A 17,569-nucleotide genomic window follows, 5' to 3' on the forward strand; every position below is an offset into this window, starting at 1 on the left:
CTGTCAGCCTAGTGGTTTCCATATCTCCAACCGGGGTTGGAGAAGTGTTGGTGCGGTTGTGGCCATGCAGGTGAGCGTGTCACTGTCGTTGATGTCGAAGCTGAACCGGTCGAATGCGTGTTCGCTCGTATCATTCATATACAGGTCGGACTCCTTCCGGTATTGGTCCATCGTGTAGTTCTGTGGCACCAGGTTCTTGCGGTGCAGGCAATCGACCAAAGCTACCTCAGGATCGCCATAGAACTCAGGATTGCCGAGCCGTGTCCGGTATGCCAAATCGATGGCAGCAACCCGTGATGTTCGGCATTCACCGATGTCGTCATTCAGTTTGCGGTCTTGCTCTTCCGTTAGACCCTCAGACGATACGTATGGCGGTGCGAAGTAAATGCCGTTGGTGAGATTCTGCGGTGGTTTGGTGTACCCCTTATCTACCAAGCACTGCCTATAGGACTCCCATGCTGCACTGTAGGAAGCATACGAAATCTCCCCATCGTGTTGCAGCGCAGCCCGTAGGACTTCTTTCTGTGACTCATCGTATTGGTCATCATCAAGCAACGAATCGATAAGGTCGGTCATTCCGCTTGCAAATTTTCCGGTATCAACTCCTGTCATGGCATTGTTGGATTCGGCTTCGCTCTTCGAGCAGGACGACAGGCTGGCAACACAAGCGATGATTGTGACTACTGACAATATCTTGTGAATGCTTCTCATGATACCCCTCAAATGGTGACTTCTCCGTCGAGTACAGTCCAAATATTTTATTATAGCCGTTTCGGGGAAAGCTCGTGGCAAACCGTGCGGTGTTGTCGGCAAAAGACTACATGGCATTATTCGCCCCGTCTGTCGCGCCATGCGATGATCGCCTCGACCTTTGTGCGCACACCCAGTTTCGCGTAGATGCGCTGCGCATAGGTTTTGATGGTGGACTCGGAGGTGTTGAGCCGTCTGGCGATCCACGAGGTTGTTTTGCCCAGATCGATCCACGTCATGACTTCTTCTTCGCGCGGAGACAGCATGACCATGCGAAGAGGGGCCACCTGCTGTTCCTCGCTGAGACGGCGGTGGGCCTCGGCAGCGCTTTCCGTGGAGAAACGCCCGTCGGCGGGTATCCGGCATTCGCAGAGAGCCATGACGGCTTGGCAGATGGCCTGCGGCCTGTCCTTGGGCAGCAGGCATTGCGCCCCACCGTCCAGCATTGCGTCATGGAAGCGGGCAAGGATGAACGAAGTCACTCCCACGAGTATGATCTCGGCATCGTTGGCGCGGATGCGCCGGCAGACCTCACTTCCGGTCATGCCTTCCAAGGAGGCGTCAATGATGAGCGCGTCCGGCTTGGTGGCGGGTGCCGAGCAGAGGGACACCGCCCTGTTCCCGTCGGTCTCTTTCCAGATCACCTCGCTCTGCGGCAGATAGGTACGGACCACATACTGCAAGGCCTCCAAGGCAAGGGCGTCGTTGTCCACGATCCCGATTCTGATGTGTTTTCCCGGATAGCGCATTATTCCCCCTTCTGAACATGTCCCATCATACTAATGGAGACGGTGCATGCAGCGGCACATCAATGCGGAGCATCAGAGTCGCCTTCGCTGTTGGTCTGAAAATAACCGCCATACGACTTAATAAGGCTTAATAAGGCGCACAAGTGACTATATCTGCTGTCATCCAAAGACGACAACAACACCCGTGGTGCGGAAAATCCCGTGAGGCTCTCTATGCTTTGGGAGGTGTTGGACATACACATAACGCGCATGCCGGTTGCGCTCGCAGGAAGTGTGCGCGAGACTGGATATGCACTGTGGCATACCGCGAGGCAGGGGAGGGGTCATGACGAGGAAGCAGCAACACAATGGCAAGCGCAGAGCCGCACCCGCGTTGACTTGGGTGTTGCTTGCGGCGGCCACCGCCGCCGCGCTTACGGTGGGGGCGTGCGCATTGTGGTTGCCGGACCGCGCGCCGTCGGTGCTTGGCGCCCCAAGCATGGTGGAATCGGCGCCGGCCAGTGTGCAGGAATACTCCGGCACACAACAGGTGAACGTGGTGCCCACGGTCTCCGGCAACCGCGACCTGCTGGGCAACGCCAGCGGCACCGTGACCGAGAACTGGACGGTGGGAGAGCTGCGTTCCGGTACACGCGCCTACCAGGTCAACGATAGGACCGTTGTCGCCCTGCACACCGCAACACCCTTGTACCGCGACCTCAAGGTGGGTGACAAGGGCGAGGATGTCCGCTCGTTGAACGACGAGCTTGGCCGGCTGGGCTACGACAGTGTGCCGCAATCCGCGGAATACAACTGGAACACCGGCAACGGCTGGCGCCAGCTCATGGTGGACTCAGGCAATTCGGACGGCGTTGCGCCAGAGGACATGGACATGCGTCTGTCAGACACCATGTGGATTCCCGAGGATGTGGTGAACGTGCGGGACTGGACGGCAGCCCAGGGCAGCGCCGTGCAGGCGGGCGCCCCGTTGGGTACGGTGCCGGGCGGCTTGGTGAAGCTCGCGATCCGCAACGGATCGCCTTCCGACAAGGAGCGCACACTGACGGTGTTCGGTGTTGCGGCACCACTGCCCGCAGGCTCCACGGAGATCACCGATGCCGGCCTGCTCGCACAGATCGCCGCCACGGAAGGCTACCAAGGCAAGACACCGGAAGAACGGGCGGCAGGCATGGACGCCCAGCTCACGCTGAACCAGACCATCCAAACGCTGCGGGTACCCGCCGGCGCCGTGTTCGGTACCGATGGGGCCTCGGCTTGCATCGCCACGGGCACGACGCAAGCGCCCGAGACGGTACCGGTGCGCATCATCACAAGCGAATTGGGCGCATCGCTTGTACAGCCCGAACACATGGATGCCAACGACGTGCATGATGTGCTGATCGGCCCCACGCTGGCCACCTTGCGGTGCGGGTGAGCGGCATGCGGTTGGTAGTGCATGACCTGGCCCACCGGTTCCCCGGAACCGATCTGCTGTTCGAACATCTTGACATGACCGTTGAGCCGGGAATGACCGTGGCGATCTGTGGCCCGTCCGGTTGCGGGAAGTCCACGCTGCTGTCGATTCTCGCCGGTTGGGAAAAGCCGTATGCGGGCAGTGTGGAACGCGAGGGCATCGCCCGGACCGGCTGGGTGTTCCAGAATCCGGTGGGTGTGGCGCAACGAAGCGCATTGGACCATGTGGTGTTCCCGCTGCTTGCCAAGGGATTCAGCCGTGAGGAAGCGGAACCGCAGGCCTTGGAGGCGATGGGGCTGTTCGATCTGGACCATGCGGCCGACCGGCGGTTCAGCGAGCTGTCTGGCGGCGAGGCGCAACGGCTCATGTTGGCGCGCGCCGTGTGCTCACGGCCCGACATGCTGCTCGTGGACGAGCCCACGGCACAACTGGACACACGGACCGCGCATTCGGTGAGCCATGTGCTCGGCAATCTTGCGAACCAAGGCATGATCGTGCTGGTGGCCACGCATGATCCCGATACCAGGGACGCCTGCGACCATGTGGTCGATCTTGCACAGTACGCACCCGAGGCGTGAACAGGGGGAAGGCCATGAGACTCAAGTCGATACTCTCTGAGGCGATGCGCAATGTGGGCAGTGGCACTGCGCACGCCATAGCACTGTTCCTCGCCGTGCTGCTCGGTGGCGTGCTGCTGGGCGGTTACGAAGCCTATACGGTCGTGGCCATGGAACATGAGGCCATGACGCGCGTGGAGGCCATGGCCGACGTGGACACAGTGGTCGGCGGCACGGTGGACGGCAACGCATGCGACCGGCTCGCCCATGTGCCAGACGCCCCCGTCGCGCAATCGGGCGCCATGCGCACCGGTGAGGAGGTCACGCCGTTGTCCACACCGAACAACGCCCTGCAATCATTCGAGGTCACGCAGGGCATGCTGGCGCTCATCGCGTCGAATGGCGCCGTCGCCTCACCAATTGACACGTCGGGGATCTGGGTGTCGACCGACGTGGCGCATGACTTCGGGCTCACGGTCGGCTCCATATTGGCCACGGACCATGGCAACGCCACCGTGGCGGGCGTCTACCCCTGGCCCAACGACGGCCGGGACACACGGTTCGCCTACGCGTTCCTTGTGCCACGCGCCGCCTCCTTGGGCGACTACAACGAATGCTGGATACGCCAATGGCCGCGTTCGGAACCGACGAGCAACCTCTTGTACGCCACGCTGCGTGTGGGCAATGGGCAGAACCAGGCCGGTGTGGTCGCGCTCAACAAGGGTTTCGACGCGCACTACGACCCGTATGCCACGTACATGGCGCGCACCACCCGTTTGATCCCGTTCCTCGCGGCGTTTCTGGGCCTTGCCATCGGTGTGATCGCCGTGCGCATGCGCAGACTCGAATACGCCGCCGCGCTGCATTCAGGGGAGTCAAAACCGGCGCAATTGCTCGGCATATGCGTGGAGACGCTCGTATGGGCTGGATTGGCCACGGCGGGCTCATGCGCGCTCATCGCCGCCTACGGTGTGCGCATGGCCGTCGGGGACACCGCGTTGGTCATCGCGACCGCATGCCGTGCCCCAGTGGCGTTGCTGTGCGCCGTGGTGCTTACGGCGCTCGCCAGTGGCCTGGCTGTGCGGCAGTCGCAATTGTTCCGCCTTTTCAAAGGCCGGTGAGCCGGACATGTGGCCCGGGTTGTGAGGCCGGTCCCCGGCCTGCCTTAGACTCGGAACTCGACACGGGGGCTGATGCGCGCGGCGCATCGGCTGAGAGAGGCCAAGCCTCGACCGATTGAACGTGAATCCGGACAATGCCGGCGCACGGACGTCGAATTTCCCGTGCCTTATCGCCATGGGCGCCACACCGGCGTCCATATGGACAGGAAAGAGAAAGGCACTCATTATGTCTGCTTCGGTTGTGGAAGCAAAACCCGTTTTGAAATGGCGTGTGGTCGACATCGCCGTGGCTTCGGTCATCGGCGTGGCATCCGCCCTCATCTATTGGGCTGTGGCGATCTTCAGCGCCGCCCCTTGGTCCGTGCTCGAGGCCGTGGTGCCCGGGCTCGCGGGCGTCTTCAATGGCCTATGGCTGTTCGCCGGGCCGCTGGCCGCCGTCATCGTGCGCAAACCGGGGGCTGCGCTCTATGCGGAAGTTGTCGCCGGCGTGCTCGAAGCACTCATGGGCAACATGTGGGGTGGGGTCGAAACATTCCTGATCGCGTTCGTGCAGGGCCTGTGCGCTGAAATCGCATTCGCCGTGTTCGCATACCGCAAATGGAACTTGCCGGTCATGATGTTCTCCGGTGCGCTCAGTGGCTTGGGATGCTGGGCGTATTCGTTCTTCACCCACCTGCAGGCCATCGACATCAGCGGCTCCTACGGCATCGTCTATCTGGTCACGACCGTGCTGTCGGGGCTCGTCTTCGCCGGCGTCGCCATGTGGTACCTCTACATCGGCATCGCCAAGACCGGCGCGCTCGACAACTTCGCATCCGGCCGCATGGTGCGCAACCGCACTCGCTGAACCAATCCCGATGCCCCGGCCAAACGCGCCGGGGCATCGGCATATCCACCACCGCAAAGGAACCAGCAGAAACCATGACCACTCCAGCATCTGCACCACAGGCCGCCTCGATACAGTTCCGCGACTGGGGCTACCGGCATGCCTCACGCAACCATTTCGCCGTGCGCAAGCTCAACCTCACGATCAACGCCGGCGAGCGCGTCCTGCTGTTGGGCGCTTCCGGCATCGGCAAATCCACGATCCTCGAAGGTGTGGCCGGTCTGCTCGGCGACGAATCCGCCGCACAGACCGCGGCGCAAGACACCGGCGTGCAGGTCGAAGACGCGGACGGTGGTGTCACCGAAGGCGAGATCCTGGTCGGCGGCGTCGAAACGCATGCCGCGCGCGGCGCCGTGGGACTCGTACTGCAGGACCCGGAGGCGCAGGCCGTCTTCCAGCGCCTCGGCGACAATGTGGCGTTCGGCCCGGAAAACCTCGACGTGCCTCGTGAGCGGATCTGGCCGCGCGTCGACGCCGCGCTCGCCGCGGTCGGCATGGGCGGCCTGCAGCTCGACCGTTCGGTCATGCATCTGAGCGGCGGCCAGATGCAGCGGCTCGCCCTCGCCGGTGCGCTCGCGATGCAGCCGCGTGTGCTGCTGCTCGACGAGCCGACCGCCAATCTCGACCCCGACGGTGTGGCGCAGATCGTCGGCTCCGTGGGCGATGTACTCACGCGAACCGGGGCGACGATGGTGCTCGTCGAGCACCGCGCCGACCGGTGGGTCGACATGATCGACCGCGTCGTCGTGCTCGGTCTGGAAACCGAACACGACGCGCGCCAAGTGGAGCAGCGCGGGTTCGAGGAGGAGATCGACCGCAGCACATTCCGCAACACCGTGGTCGTGGCCGACGGCACGCCCGAAGCAGTGTTCACCGACCCCACACTTGACTTCGCGCAACTCGGCATCTGGGTGCCCGAACGGTTCCGCCGCGCCGAAGACGAGATCACGCGCATCCGTACCGAGGATGAGCCCGCATACGAGCCGGCCGATGGCATAGGCGAACCGGTGCTCACGACCGACGACCTGGCGATTGGGCGGGGCGGCGATGCCATCGCCGAGCATATCGACCTCGCGTTCCGCCCGGGCCAGATCACCGCGCTCGTCGGTGCGAACGGCGCGGGCAAATCCACCCTGTCGCTCACCCTCGCTGGACTCCTCGAACCCATCACCGGCCGCGTCGTCGCCGGAGCGGCGCTCGCCCCCGACGCACAGCACTCGTGGCCGGTCGACTGGACGTCACGCCAGCTCGCCTCGCGGATCTCCTACGTCTTCCAGAACCCCGAGCACCAGTTCGCCTGCTCAAGCGTGCTCGGCGAAGTCATGCTCGGACCCACACGCACCGGCGTGGACGAACAGACGGCCTGCGAGCGCGGCATGGAACTGCTGCGCCGGTTCCACCTCGACCAATACGCGCGGATGAACCCCTACACACTGTCCGGCGGCGAAAAGCGGCGTCTGACCGTGGCCGCCGCGCTCGCCGCCGCACCGCGCGTGCTGATCCTCGACGAGCCGACCTTCGGGCAGGACCGGCGCACATGGATGCAGATCGTGCGCCTCATCCACTCCCTGCGCTCCGACGGTGTCAGCATCATCGTCGTTACGCACGACCGCGAGCTCGTCACCGCGCTTGGCGCGCGCGTCGTCGAACTCGTGCCGCATGACGCACACGGTGAATGGGTTGCGGATCCGCAGTCCGCGCATGAGCCGGACCTGCATGCCGCGCCCGCCGCGCACGCCACCGACATCGCGGTCAGCGCGGTCAACGATCGCGAAGACACGATCAAACCGGCGAGCAGGTCGCCCCTGCTCGCCTCAATCAACCCCGTCTGCCGGTTGTGCGGCGCATTCTTGGCCTCACTGCCACTGCTGTTGAGCCTCGACTGGGTCTCCGCGAGCGTGGCGCTCGGACTCGAGGTGCTCATCCTCATGGCCATTGGCTTCACGCCGTGGCGCATCGTGCGCTCCACGTGGCCGATTTTCATCGGCGCGCCCGGCTCCGCCCTGGCGGTGCTGCTGTACGGCAAATCGGGCGGCAGCACATGGTGGCACTGGGGATGGATCACCGTGACCGACCGGTCCGCCGAGCTGGCGCTCGCCACGGCGTTGCGCATCCTCGCGATCGGCATTCCCGCGATCATCGCCGTGCTCGGCATCGACGCGACCGATCTGGCGGACGGGTTCAGCCAGCTGCTGCACCTGCCCGACCGGTTCGTGTACGGCGGGCTCGCCGGCATGCGCCTGTTCTCCGTGCTGCAGGACGACTGGGCCGCACTCACCGCGTCACGCCGGTCGCGCGGACTGGGCGACGACAACAAATTCAAGTCGTTCTTCCCGCAGGCCTTCGCGCTGCTCGTGCTGTCGATACGCCGTTCCACCACGCTCGCCGTGGCCATGCAGGCGCGCGGGTTCGGCTCCGACGAGCCGCGCAGCCACGCGCGCGTCAGCGTGGTGCGCGCGCGTGACCGCTGGTTCCTCGTGGTCTGCCTGCTCATCCCGGTGGCCGCGCTCACAGCCGCCCTATGCGCAGGCACGTTCTCGTTCCTCGGCAACTGACCTACCGTTGCGCCGGGGCCAGCCGCAGCACCGCGTCGGACATCTCGGCGATCTGCGGGCTGTGCGTCACGATGATCACGCAACGGCCCTGCTGGTGCGCAAGGTCGAGGAAGATGCGCATGATGTCGTCCTGCGTGGCCGGGTCGAGATTGCCGGTCGGCTCGTCGGCGATGATCACCCGCGGGTCGTCGCTCAACGCGCGGGCGATCGCCACGCGCTGCTGTTCGCCGCCCGACAGGTGCAGGATGCGCTCGTCCGCATACCGCTCGGGCAGATGCACCTGCTTGAGCAAGTCGAGCGCGATCTCGCGTTTGGGACGGTCGAACCGTTTGCCCGAGGCGTCCATCGTGAGCATGATGTTCTCCAGCACGGTCAATCTGGGCAGCAGGTTGTAGCTTTGGAGGATCACACCGATGTCGCGGCTGCGGTACCGGTAGCGGTCGATTGACGCCAGATCGCGGTGAGCACACCGATCTCGTATTTGCGTTCGCGGATGTTGAAGACCGTGAGCACGACGAGGACCACCGCGCCGACGTACAGCACGACGACGAGCAGGGTCTTCGCGAATTTCGCCAGGTTGTTCAACGGCACGAGGCTCGCTTCGTATGGTTGGACGTCAGCGGACGAGACGGTGTATGCGTCGGCCGTCCGGACGTCCTTGACGAACCGGTCGTACTGTGCCTTGCCGTCGAAGACATAGGTGTAGCTCAATTGCGCCACCTGCATCTCGCGGGTGTCGCCACGCGCGTCGGTGACCTCGATCGTCTTGCCACTCGTCAGGCCCAGCGCATCGAGTGGGGACACCGAGGTGTAGATCGCGTTCGCGGGGTCGTTTGCGGTGGAGGCCATGGGTCCGCCCATCGGCATCGTGTTCTCGGCGCTGTTGCTGTAGATGCCGACGATGGTGAACGTGTAGGTCGTGGTGTCATCGGTGATGTCGGCGACCTTGAACGTGTCGCCGACCGACAGGTCATTGGCTTCGGCGAGTGTCTTCGAGATGATCACATCGCCATCATCATGCCGCCTTTGCCGCCACCGGCGCCCGGCATGACGCCCGCGCCCTCGTCACCAGCCGCCTGGGGCCGCTCGGCGGACTGGTTCTCGTCCATGGCTGGCTGGCCCTTCTGGCTTGTCACGGTGCCGTTGGAATCCACCGGCTCGACGCCGCCGTCCACGGCGGCGGCCGAAGCCGTCTCGGTGTAATACGATGAGGCGACGCCATACTCCGTTTTGTCGTATTTCTGGTAATCGGCGAGGGTGAGTTGCTTGCTGGCCATCGCCTCGCGCATCGACTGCATGTCCACGCCGCCGGACTGCGTGTCGCGGGCCTTGCCGATCATCGCACTGCGGTCGATCGAGATCTGCACGCTAATCGTGGTGTCATCCAAGGCTGAAGCGCGTGCGCGTTCCGCCGCCTGCACGATTGCGAGCGCCACGGTCGCGACCGCGGTGATGATGGCGACGATGATGATCATCAGCGCGTTGCGGCCTTTGTTGCGCACCACATTGTGCAGTGCGTTCCTGACTATGAACAAGGTTGGTTCCTTTTGCGGATCAATCGATGGGTGGGGTGGGCCTGCGGCCGTCCGGTGCATGGCGCAGTGCAGGGCATATGCCCGGAGCATAATCAGCGTTGGTGTGATTGCGCTTTGACGCCACTGCGATTCGACTCGGTACTTCGTGGCCGCGTGCTGAACGCTCGCTGGGAGTTTTTCTGAAAACAGGTGGTTGATGGGTGAGATGACGGAAGGCCGGCGCTTGCCCCGCGCTGGCGGTAGGGTGGGCATATGCCGATTGATGCAACTGTGATGACCAATGTGAAGGCGGAACGTGTACGACGCGCCGCCGACCTTGCCTCCCGCAAACACCGTGAACGCAGCGGAAGGTTCCTGATCGAAGGCCCCCAGGCGGTGCGCGAGGCACTCACCTGGCAGCCTGGCGTGGTGCGCGATCTCTATGTGGCCGTGGACGGCACCGAACCCGACGCCGGATTCGCCAACCCCACCGTCGCCTCGCTCGCGGGATTGGCCATGGGGGAGGGCATCTACGTGCACAAGGCCACGGCCGATGTGGTGGCGCATATCAGCCGTGACGCGCAAGGCGTGGTGGCCGTGGGCGACCTCGAGGCGTGCCGTACGCAGCTCACCCAGTCGCCGTCCACGCCGCATCCGTTCATCGCGGCGTTCTGGCAGGTGCGCGACCCCGGTAACGCGGGCACCGTCATCCGCAGCGCCGACGCCGCAGGCTGCGATGCCGTGGTCATGGTCGGCTCATGCGTGGACGTGTTCAATCCGAAGGTCATTCGCGCCACGACCGGCTCGCTGTTCCATCTGCCGGTGCTCGCGATGGACGAAGATGGGTTCTTCGCATTCTGCGCCAACCATGCCACCACCGTCATGGCCGCCGACGTCTACGGCACGGAAGGCCGGCCGCCGGAAAGCCTGCCCGACGTGGTGCGCGAAGGCGACGCGCTCGACGGCTCGATCGCCGTGCTGTTCGGCAACGAAGCCCGCGGTCTCGAGCCCGGCCTGCTCGACCGGGCGGACATCATCACCTCGATTCCGATCTACGGCAAGGCCGAATCGCTCAACCTCGGCACAAGCGCCGCGGTGATGCTCATGACCTTGGCTATGTCGAGTCGTATTGAAAGAATGTGAAGTCGGTAAATCGTTGGAATGACGCGTTTTCGCGTCTCCGATGCATGTGACGGAAAGGTATCTCGTGGCACAAGGCACACAATTTGATGCCGATGCGGTGGCCAAAGCGGTTGCCGAAGGCATCGCCGCAATAGCACAGGCCTCCAGCATGGAGGAGCTCAAGGCGATCAAGACGCAATACGCCGGCGCCCAGTCCGCAATGACGATGGCCAGCAAGGCCATCGGCTCGCTCGATAAGGACCAGAAGAAAGAGGCCGGCAAGCTCATGGGCAAGCTGCGCGCCGACTTCGGCCGCGCCTACGGCACGAAGGAAGCCGAGGTGAAGGCCCAAGAGGAAGCCCGCGAACTGGCCGCCGAAACCGTGGACATGACGCTGCCTGTGCGCCGCAATCCGCTCGGCGCGCGCCACCCGCTGCCCAAGCTCATGGAAGACGTCGAGGACTTCTTCGTCGGCATGGGCTGGCAGATCTCCGACGGCCCCGAGGTGGAAACCGAATGGTTCGACTTCGACGCGCTGAACTTCGGCCCCGACCACCCGGCACGTCAGATGCAGGACACGTTCTATGTCAAGGGCAACCAGGCCAAGGACGCAGCCGGGTTCGTGGGCTCCAACATGGTGCTGCGCACGCAGACCTCATCGGACCAGGTCCGCGGGCTCATCGCCCATGGTGTGCCGCTGTACATCGCGTGCCCCGGCCGTGTGTTCCGCACGGACGAGCTCGACGCGACCCACACGCCGGTCTTCCATCAGGTCGAGGCGCTCGCCGTGGACAAGGGCCTGACGATGGCCGATCTCAAGGGTGTGCTCGACAAGCTCGCCGTTGCCATGTTCGGCCCCGAGGCCAAGAGCCGCCTGCGCCCCAGCTACTTCCCGTTCACCGAGCCGAGCGCCGAACTCGACCTGTGGTTCCCCGACAAGAAGGGCGGCCCCGGTTGGATCGAATGGGGCGGCTGCGGCATGGTCAACCCGAATGTGCTGCGTTCCGCCGGCATCGACCCGGATGTGTACACCGGCTTCGCGTTCGGCGTGGGCGTCGAGCGCACGCTGCTGCTGCGCCACGATATCAACGACATGCACGACCTGGTCGAAGGCGACGTGCGATTCAGCGAACAGTTTGTGATGGGGGAGTGATTCGAGATGCCCATGGTAGATATTGATTGGCTGCGCGACCACGTGGAGGTGCCCGAGGGGCTCACGTACGAGCAGCTCGCGAAGGACCTCGTGCGCGTGGGCCTCGAAGAGGAGGAGATCCACCAGTCGCAGGTCACCGGCCCGATCGTGGTGGGCTATGTCGTCGACGCCACGCCCGAACCGCAGAAGAACGGCAAGGTCATCAACTGGTGCCATGTGGACGTGGGCGACCGGTACAACGACGTCGACGATCAGGGCAACAAGGTGCCGCGCGGCATCATCTGCGGCGCGCCGAACATGAAGGCCGGCGAGAAGGTCGTCGTCACCCTGCCCGGCGCCGTGCTGCCCGGCGACTTCCGCATCGAGCCGCGCAAGACCTACGGCCACATCTCCGACGGCATGTGCGCCTCGGAGCGTGAGCTCGGCCTCGGCGACAGCCACGACGGCATCATCCTGCTGCGTGACTACGGCTTCACCCCCGAGGAATACGAGGCGCTCAAGCCCGGCGACGACGCGATGCACCTGCTGCACCTCGACCAGCCGATCCTCGAGATCAATGTGACGCCGGACCGTGGTTATGCGTTCTCCTACCGCGGCATCGCGCGCGAATTCCACAATTCCACAGGCGCCGAGTTCACCGACCCGGTCGGCGAACTCAATGCGCATGTGCCGCAGATCGAAGAACAGGCCGCGGACACGACGCATGACATCGACGTGATCATCGACGACGAGAACCCGATCCACGGTGTCGTCGGCTGCGACCGGTTCTATGCGCGCGCCGTGCATGGCTACGATGCCGCGAGCAAGACGCCGAACTGGATGCGCCGCCGCCTGACGCGCGCCGGCATGCGTTCGCTGACGCTGCCTGTCGACGTGACGAACTACGTCATGCTCGACTTGGGCCAGCCGATGCACGCCTACGACCTCGACAAGATCGAAGGGCCGATTGTCGTGCGCCGTGCGCGCGCTGGCGAAACGCTCACCACGCTCGACGGCAAGGACCACGACCTCGACCCCGAGGACCTGCTCATCACCGATTCGCCCAACGGCGAGCAGGGATCGCGCATCCTCGGCATCGCCGGCGTCATGGGCGGCGAATACGGCGAGGTCACGAGCGAGACGACGAACATCCTGCTCGAAGCCGCGCACTTCGACCCCATCTCCGTGGCACGCTCCTCGCGCCGCCACAAGATCCCCTCGGAAGCCGCACGCCGTTTCGAACGCGGTGTGGACGACCAGATCCAGCCGGCCGCCGCGCAGATGGCGTGCGACCTGCTCGAGGCATACGGGTCGGCGACCGCCTCGCAATCGCCGCGCGACGTGAACAACACCAAGCGCCGCCAGCCGATCGTGTTCAAGGCGAGCGAGGTCAAGCGCATCGCGGGCCTTGATCTGGACCTCAACGACATCAGCGCGATCCTGACCGACATCGGCTGCACCGCCGCTGGTGGCGGCAACGGCGAATTCTCCGTCGTGCCGCCGTCGTGGCGCCCGGACCTGAACGAGCCATGCGACCTGGTCGAAGAGGTCGCGCGCATCTACGGCTACGACAAGATCCCCGTGCATGTGCCGCACGCGCCGGTGGAAGGCCATGTGGGCCTCACCTCCGACCAGCTGCACAAGCGCCAGGTGGCCGACGAGCTCGCCGAGTACGGCATGGTGGAAACACTGAGCTACCCGTTTGTGGGGCCTGCCGACTACAAGGCGTTCATGATCGATCCCGATGCGGTGGAGCCGGTGAGCGTGGCGATCGTCAACCCGCTCGCCGACGACCGTCCGTATCTGCGCCGTCAGATCCTGCTTACGCTGGCACAGACGGTGCAGCGTAACATCCGCCGCGGTCTTGACAACGTGGCCTGCTACGAGCTCGGCCACGTGTATCTCGCCTCACCGGACGCGCCTGCGATCCCGGCGCTGCCCGGCGGCGTGCGCCCCACGCCCGAACAGCTTGCCGCGCTTGACGCCGGCCTGCCTGACCAGCCGCTGCATGTGGCCGGCATGATGACCGGTCTGGCCGAAGACGACGGCTGGCTTGGCGACCGCCGCGCCGTCGACTGGAGCGACGCCGTCGAAGCGGTGCGCCGCATCGCCGCGCGCCTCGGCGCCGATGTGACCTTTGACCAGCCCGCCGCGCAGGATGTGCCCGCGCAATGGCACCCCGGCCGTGGCGCCCATGTGGTGGCCGGCGGCAAGCGCGTCGGCTTCGTCGGAGAGTTGCACCCCAAGGTCGACGACGCGCTCGGCATGCCGCACCACACCGCCGCCTTCGAACTCGACCTGACCGCGCTGTTCGGCACCCTGAGCAACAAGCCGGTGCAGGCCAAGCCGATCTCCACGTTCCCGCCGGTCAAGCAGGACCTCGCGTTCACGGTGCCCGACACGGTGAGTGCGCATGATCTCGGTGAAGCGATCCGTGACGCCGCCGGCGACATGCTCGAGTCCATCGAACTGTTCGACGTGTATACGGGCGACCAGGTGGGCGAAGGCAAGAAGTCGCTCGCGTATGCGGTCACGTTCCGCGCGCCGGACCGCACCCTCACTTCCGAAGACAGCGAGGAGATCCGCCAGCGCATCGTCGACAAGGCATCCGAACTCGGTGCGCAACTGCGCGCCTAGTGCACACCAACCACCAAACGAACAGGACCATGATGAGCCAACCGGACCAGTATCCATCGTCGCAGCCGCAGCAGGCGCCGAACGGGGCCAATGCTGCTCCGGTCGACTCATCCGGCCCTGCAGCCGGCACACAAGGGGCCAACCAGCCGAGCTACGGGCAATATCTGCGCCCGGCGTACGGCGCGATGGACAACCAGTTCCCACAGGATTACGACCCCTACATCTTCGGGCGTCCCGACCCCGAGCCCCAGCCGGCGGAAGCAACGCAAGCGGGGCCGACGCCGGCAGTGCCGCAGCCGAACCAGACGCCCACACAACCGTGGGTCGGGCAGCAGGCGCAGGCGCCGCAAGCACCTGGCGCCACCCAGCAGGGCGGCAAATACCCGCGCTACGTCAACGGCATTGACATGGAGGACCCCAACCAGAACATCTTCTACGGGCGGTGGGACGCCGGCGCGATCATCGCGTTCGTGTTCGCGTTGTTCCTGCCCGTGCCGATCATGCCCGCGATCCTGGGCGCACTGAGCATGCGCCGCACGCGCATCATGCGCATGAAAGGGTATGGGCTCGCCCTGGCCGCGGTCATCATCAACGTGCTCTACACAATCGCGTTCGTGTGGCTCATGATCAACGGCGTCTCGATGGACGACGTGATGAACCAGATGCTCCAGTCGCTCAACTCCTCCACGTCCAGCGGCTCTGGCGACTCCGTGCAGGCGTGAGCGGCGCTCGGCGACACGCACAGACGGCTCCCCAAGAACGTATAGTTATGCATTGTTCTGCATAAAGTGTATACTCGGCAGCTAACCAAGCACAGAGGAGCTGACCATGGGCAAACATACCGTCGCCGTCGCAGGCGCCACCGGCTATGCCGGCGGTGAGATGCTGCGTATTCTGGCTGCGCATCCGGACTTCGAGGTCACCACGGTGGCCGGGCATTCGTCGGTGGGGCAGCCACTGGGCGCCTTCCAGCCGCATATTCCCCAATTGGCCCACCTGATCGTCGAAGACACCACACCCGAGGCATTGAACGGGCACGATGTGATTGTGCTCGCCCTGCCCCATGGCGCATCTGGAGCCCTCGCCGCGCAGCTCGACGACGACGCGGTGATCGTGGACCTGGGCGCCGACCACCGCCTCGAACAGCAGCAGGCGTGGGACGACTATTATGGTGGCGCGTTCTACGAGCATTGGGTGTACGGCATGCCCGAACTCATCCTCGGCAAGGACGCCAATGGCGCATACCGGCGCCAGCGCGAGCGGCTCTTGGGGGCCAAGCGCATCGCCGGTCCCGGTTGCAACGTCACCGCCGTCACCTTGGCCATGCAGCCCGGTATCGCGAACAACCTCGTCGTGCCACACACGATCGTCGCCGACCTGGCCGTCGGGTATTCCGGGGCCGGCAAGAACCTCAAGCGCACCAACCTGCTCGCCTCCGAGGCGCTCAATTCGGCGGTGCCGTATGCGGTGGGCGGCACCCACCGCCACATTCCCGAAATCCTGCAGAACTTCGCCCACGCTGCCGGTCTGGACGCCGCGGCGGCCGGCGAGTTCACCCTCGCGTTCACCCCGATGCTCGTGCCGATGTCGCGTGGCATCCTCGCCTCGGTGAGCGCGAAACTCACCGACGCCGCCATGGACCTGACCGACGAGCAGATCCATGCCATATGGACCGGCGCATACGAGGGCCAAGGGTTCATCAGCGTGCTCGCCCCCGGCGCCATGCCGGCCACGCAGAACGTGCTCGGATCGAACGCCGCGCATGTGCAAGTGGCCGTGGACCGGCGCAGCCGAACCCTGCACGCGTTCGCCGCGATCGACAACCTCAACCGCGGCACGGCCGGCCAGGCGGTCGAATCCCTCAACCTGGCCTTCGGACTCAATGAGGAAAACGGTTTGACGAAGATTGGAGTCGCACCATGAGCGTGACATTCGCGCAAGGATTCTCAGCGGCCGGTGTCGAAGCCGGCATCTCGGCCACACCGGGCAAGAAAGACGTGGCGCTCGTCGTGAACGAGGGGCCGCTCACGGCCGCCGCCGGCGTGTTCACCACCAACCGGTTCTGCGCCGCGCCCGTGCAATGGTCGCGCAAGGCCGTGGCCGACGGTTCGCTCAAGGCCGTCATCCTCAACTCCGGCGGCGCCAACGCATGCACCGGCGAAGCGGGGTATGCGCAATCCGCGGCAACCGCACATGAGGTTGCCGGGCTGCTCGGCACCGAAGACGGCGAAGTGGCCGTATGCTCCACCGGCCTCATCGGCGAACTGCTGCCGCTCGACAAGGTGCTCGACGGCGCCGCGCGCGCCTTCGCCGCGCTCGAGCCGACGATGCCCGCCGGCGAGGACGCCTCGCACGCCATCATGACGACCGACACCAAGCCCAAGACGGTCACGCGCATGGGATCGAATGGGTTCCGTGTGGGCGGCATGGTCAAGGGCTCGGGCATGATCGCCCCGCAGCTCGCCACGATGCTGTGCGTGATCACGACTGACGCCGTGGTGAGCGCAGGCCAGCTCCAGGCGGCGCTGGGCGCGGCGGCCGACACCTCGTTCAACCGCATCGACGTGGACGGCTGCATGTCCACGAACGACACCGTGCTGCTGCTCGCCTCGGGCGCCTCGGGCATCGAACCCGACCCGGACGAGTTCAACGACCTCATCGCGAACTGCTGCGCGAGTCTGGCACGCCAGATCATCGGCGACGGCGAAGGCGCGAGCCACGACATCCGCATCACCGTGGCCGGTGCCACAAGCGAGGACGCCGCGCTGGCGTGCGGGCGCGCGATCGCCGCGTCGAACCTGCTCAAATGCGCGATCAGCGGCAACGACCCCAACTGGGGGCGCATCGTGAGCTCCTTGGGCACCGTGCCGGCGGACGTGGCGCCCTACGACCCCGACGAGGTGACTGTCGACGTCAACGGCGTGCGCATCTGCGACGGCGGCAAGCCGGGCCACGACCGCAGCGAGGTCGACATGACGCCACGCCAGATCGACATCGACGTGGACCTGCATGCGGGCACGGAAGCCGCCACTGTGTGGACCGACGACCTGACCCACGAATATGTGCATATCAACGCGGACTACGAGAGCTGAG

15 protein-coding genes, 1 pseudogene and 1 riboswitch are annotated in these 17,569 nt (G+C 64.9%); of the genes and pseudogenes, 11 read left to right on the forward strand and 5 right to left on the reverse strand.

All coding sequences use genetic code 11. From position 1 onward, the window contains the following. Window positions 1-3: 3 nt before the first annotated feature. Together PG2093B_RS09055 and PG2093B_RS03865 are read right to left on the reverse strand one after the other, a co-directional pair. Complete coding sequence (locus tag PG2093B_RS09055) at window positions 4-711, reverse strand: hypothetical protein (protein WP_242502813.1); 708 nt, start codon at window positions 709-711, stop codon at window positions 4-6. Between the two features lie 116 nt (window positions 712-827). After that, the gene (locus tag PG2093B_RS03865; protein ID WP_165369697.1) at window positions 828-1,463 is read right to left on the reverse strand and encodes a response regulator transcription factor; all 636 of its coding nucleotides are present in this window, start codon (window positions 1,461-1,463) and stop codon (window positions 828-830) included. Window positions 1,464-1,824: 361 nt separating this feature from the next. Between PG2093B_RS03865 and PG2093B_RS03870 the strand changes: the two genes are divergently transcribed. The 5 genes from PG2093B_RS03870 (at window position 1,825) to PG2093B_RS03890 (ending at window position 8,071) form a co-directional block, all read left to right on the forward strand. Further along, window positions 1,825-2,913 carry a hypothetical protein gene (locus PG2093B_RS03870; RefSeq protein ID WP_242502814.1) on the forward strand — a complete coding sequence of 363 codons (1,089 nt, stop codon included), beginning with the start codon at window positions 1,825-1,827 and terminating at the stop codon, window positions 2,911-2,913. Between the two features lie 5 nt (window positions 2,914-2,918). Continuing rightward, complete coding sequence (locus tag PG2093B_RS03875) at window positions 2,919-3,530, forward strand: ATP-binding cassette domain-containing protein (protein WP_129897379.1); 612 nt, start codon at window positions 2,919-2,921, stop codon at window positions 3,528-3,530. 14 nt (window positions 3,531-3,544) lie between these two features. Then, complete coding sequence (locus PG2093B_RS03880; RefSeq protein WP_129897380.1) at window positions 3,545-4,630, forward strand: hypothetical protein; 1,086 nt, start codon at window positions 3,545-3,547, stop codon at window positions 4,628-4,630. Between the two features lie 52 nt (window positions 4,631-4,682). Continuing rightward, a riboswitch (TPP riboswitch) is annotated at window positions 4,683-4,797 on the forward strand. Between the two features lie 59 nt (window positions 4,798-4,856). After that, window positions 4,857-5,477 carry an ECF transporter S component gene (locus PG2093B_RS03885; RefSeq protein ID WP_129897381.1) on the forward strand — a complete coding sequence of 207 codons (621 nt, stop codon included), beginning with the start codon at window positions 4,857-4,859 and terminating at the stop codon, window positions 5,475-5,477. Window positions 5,478-5,551: 74 nt separating this feature from the next. Then, a complete protein-coding gene (locus tag PG2093B_RS03890) occupies window positions 5,552-8,071 on the forward strand; it encodes an ATP-binding cassette domain-containing protein (RefSeq protein WP_129897382.1) in 2,520 nt (839 codons plus the stop codon). 1 nt (window position 8,072) lies between these two features. On the opposite strand, the pseudogene PG2093B_RS03895 reads toward PG2093B_RS03890, so the two are convergent. From PG2093B_RS03895 to PG2093B_RS09060, 3 genes and pseudogenes are all read right to left on the reverse strand, one after another. Then, window positions 8,073-8,528 (reverse strand): annotated as a pseudogene (locus tag PG2093B_RS03895) (ABC transporter ATP-binding protein); the annotation flags it as partial. Continuing rightward, entirely contained in the window at window positions 8,477-9,076 is a 600-nt protein-coding gene (locus tag PG2093B_RS03900; RefSeq protein WP_129897383.1) for an FtsX-like permease family protein, read from the reverse strand. The pseudogene PG2093B_RS03895 and the gene PG2093B_RS03900, both read right to left, overlap by 52 nt. Then, window positions 9,073-9,606 carry a hypothetical protein gene (locus tag PG2093B_RS09060; protein ID WP_242502815.1) on the reverse strand — a complete coding sequence of 178 codons (534 nt, stop codon included), beginning with the start codon at window positions 9,604-9,606 and terminating at the stop codon, window positions 9,073-9,075. The genes PG2093B_RS03900 and PG2093B_RS09060 overlap by 4 nt, the downstream gene beginning before the upstream one ends. A 252-nt stretch (window positions 9,607-9,858) precedes the next feature. Here PG2093B_RS09060 and PG2093B_RS03910 point away from each other — a divergent pair, with 252 nt between their 5' ends. The 6 genes from PG2093B_RS03910 to argJ all read left to right on the forward strand — a co-directional run bounded on the left by PG2093B_RS03910 (window position 9,859) and on the right by argJ (window position 17,568). Continuing rightward, the gene (locus tag PG2093B_RS03910) at window positions 9,859-10,728 is read left to right on the forward strand and encodes a TrmH family RNA methyltransferase (RefSeq protein WP_129897384.1); all 870 of its coding nucleotides are present in this window, start codon (window positions 9,859-9,861) and stop codon (window positions 10,726-10,728) included. Window positions 10,729-10,768: 40 nt separating this feature from the next. Further along, the gene (pheS, locus tag PG2093B_RS03915) at window positions 10,769-11,860 is read left to right on the forward strand and encodes a phenylalanine--tRNA ligase subunit alpha (protein ID WP_022857676.1); all 1,092 of its coding nucleotides are present in this window, start codon (window positions 10,769-10,771) and stop codon (window positions 11,858-11,860) included. 6 nt (window positions 11,861-11,866) lie between these two features. After that, a complete protein-coding gene (gene pheT, locus PG2093B_RS03920) occupies window positions 11,867-14,476 on the forward strand; it encodes a phenylalanine--tRNA ligase subunit beta (RefSeq protein WP_129897385.1) in 2,610 nt (869 codons plus the stop codon). Between the two features lie 29 nt (window positions 14,477-14,505). Next, on the forward strand, window positions 14,506-15,198 hold the full coding sequence (locus PG2093B_RS03925; protein WP_242502816.1) for a DUF4190 domain-containing protein: 693 nt from the start codon (window positions 14,506-14,508) through the stop codon (window positions 15,196-15,198). A 106-nt stretch (window positions 15,199-15,304) separates the two neighbouring features. After that, window positions 15,305-16,399 (forward strand): N-acetyl-gamma-glutamyl-phosphate reductase, encoded by a 1,095-nt coding sequence (gene argC, locus PG2093B_RS03930; RefSeq protein WP_129859314.1) that lies wholly within the window; start codon window positions 15,305-15,307, stop codon window positions 16,397-16,399. Continuing rightward, window positions 16,396-17,568, forward strand: a complete 1,173-nt coding sequence (argJ, locus tag PG2093B_RS03935) for a bifunctional glutamate N-acetyltransferase/amino-acid acetyltransferase ArgJ (RefSeq protein WP_129897386.1) — start codon at window positions 16,396-16,398, stop codon at window positions 17,566-17,568. Before argC ends, argJ begins: the two co-directional genes overlap by 4 nt. Window position 17,569 lies beyond the last annotated feature (1 nt).

It is taken from the genome of Bifidobacterium pseudolongum subsp. globosum, assembly GCF_004155535.1.
Lineage (GTDB): Bacteria > Actinomycetota > Actinomycetes > Actinomycetales > Bifidobacteriaceae > Bifidobacterium > Bifidobacterium pseudolongum_C.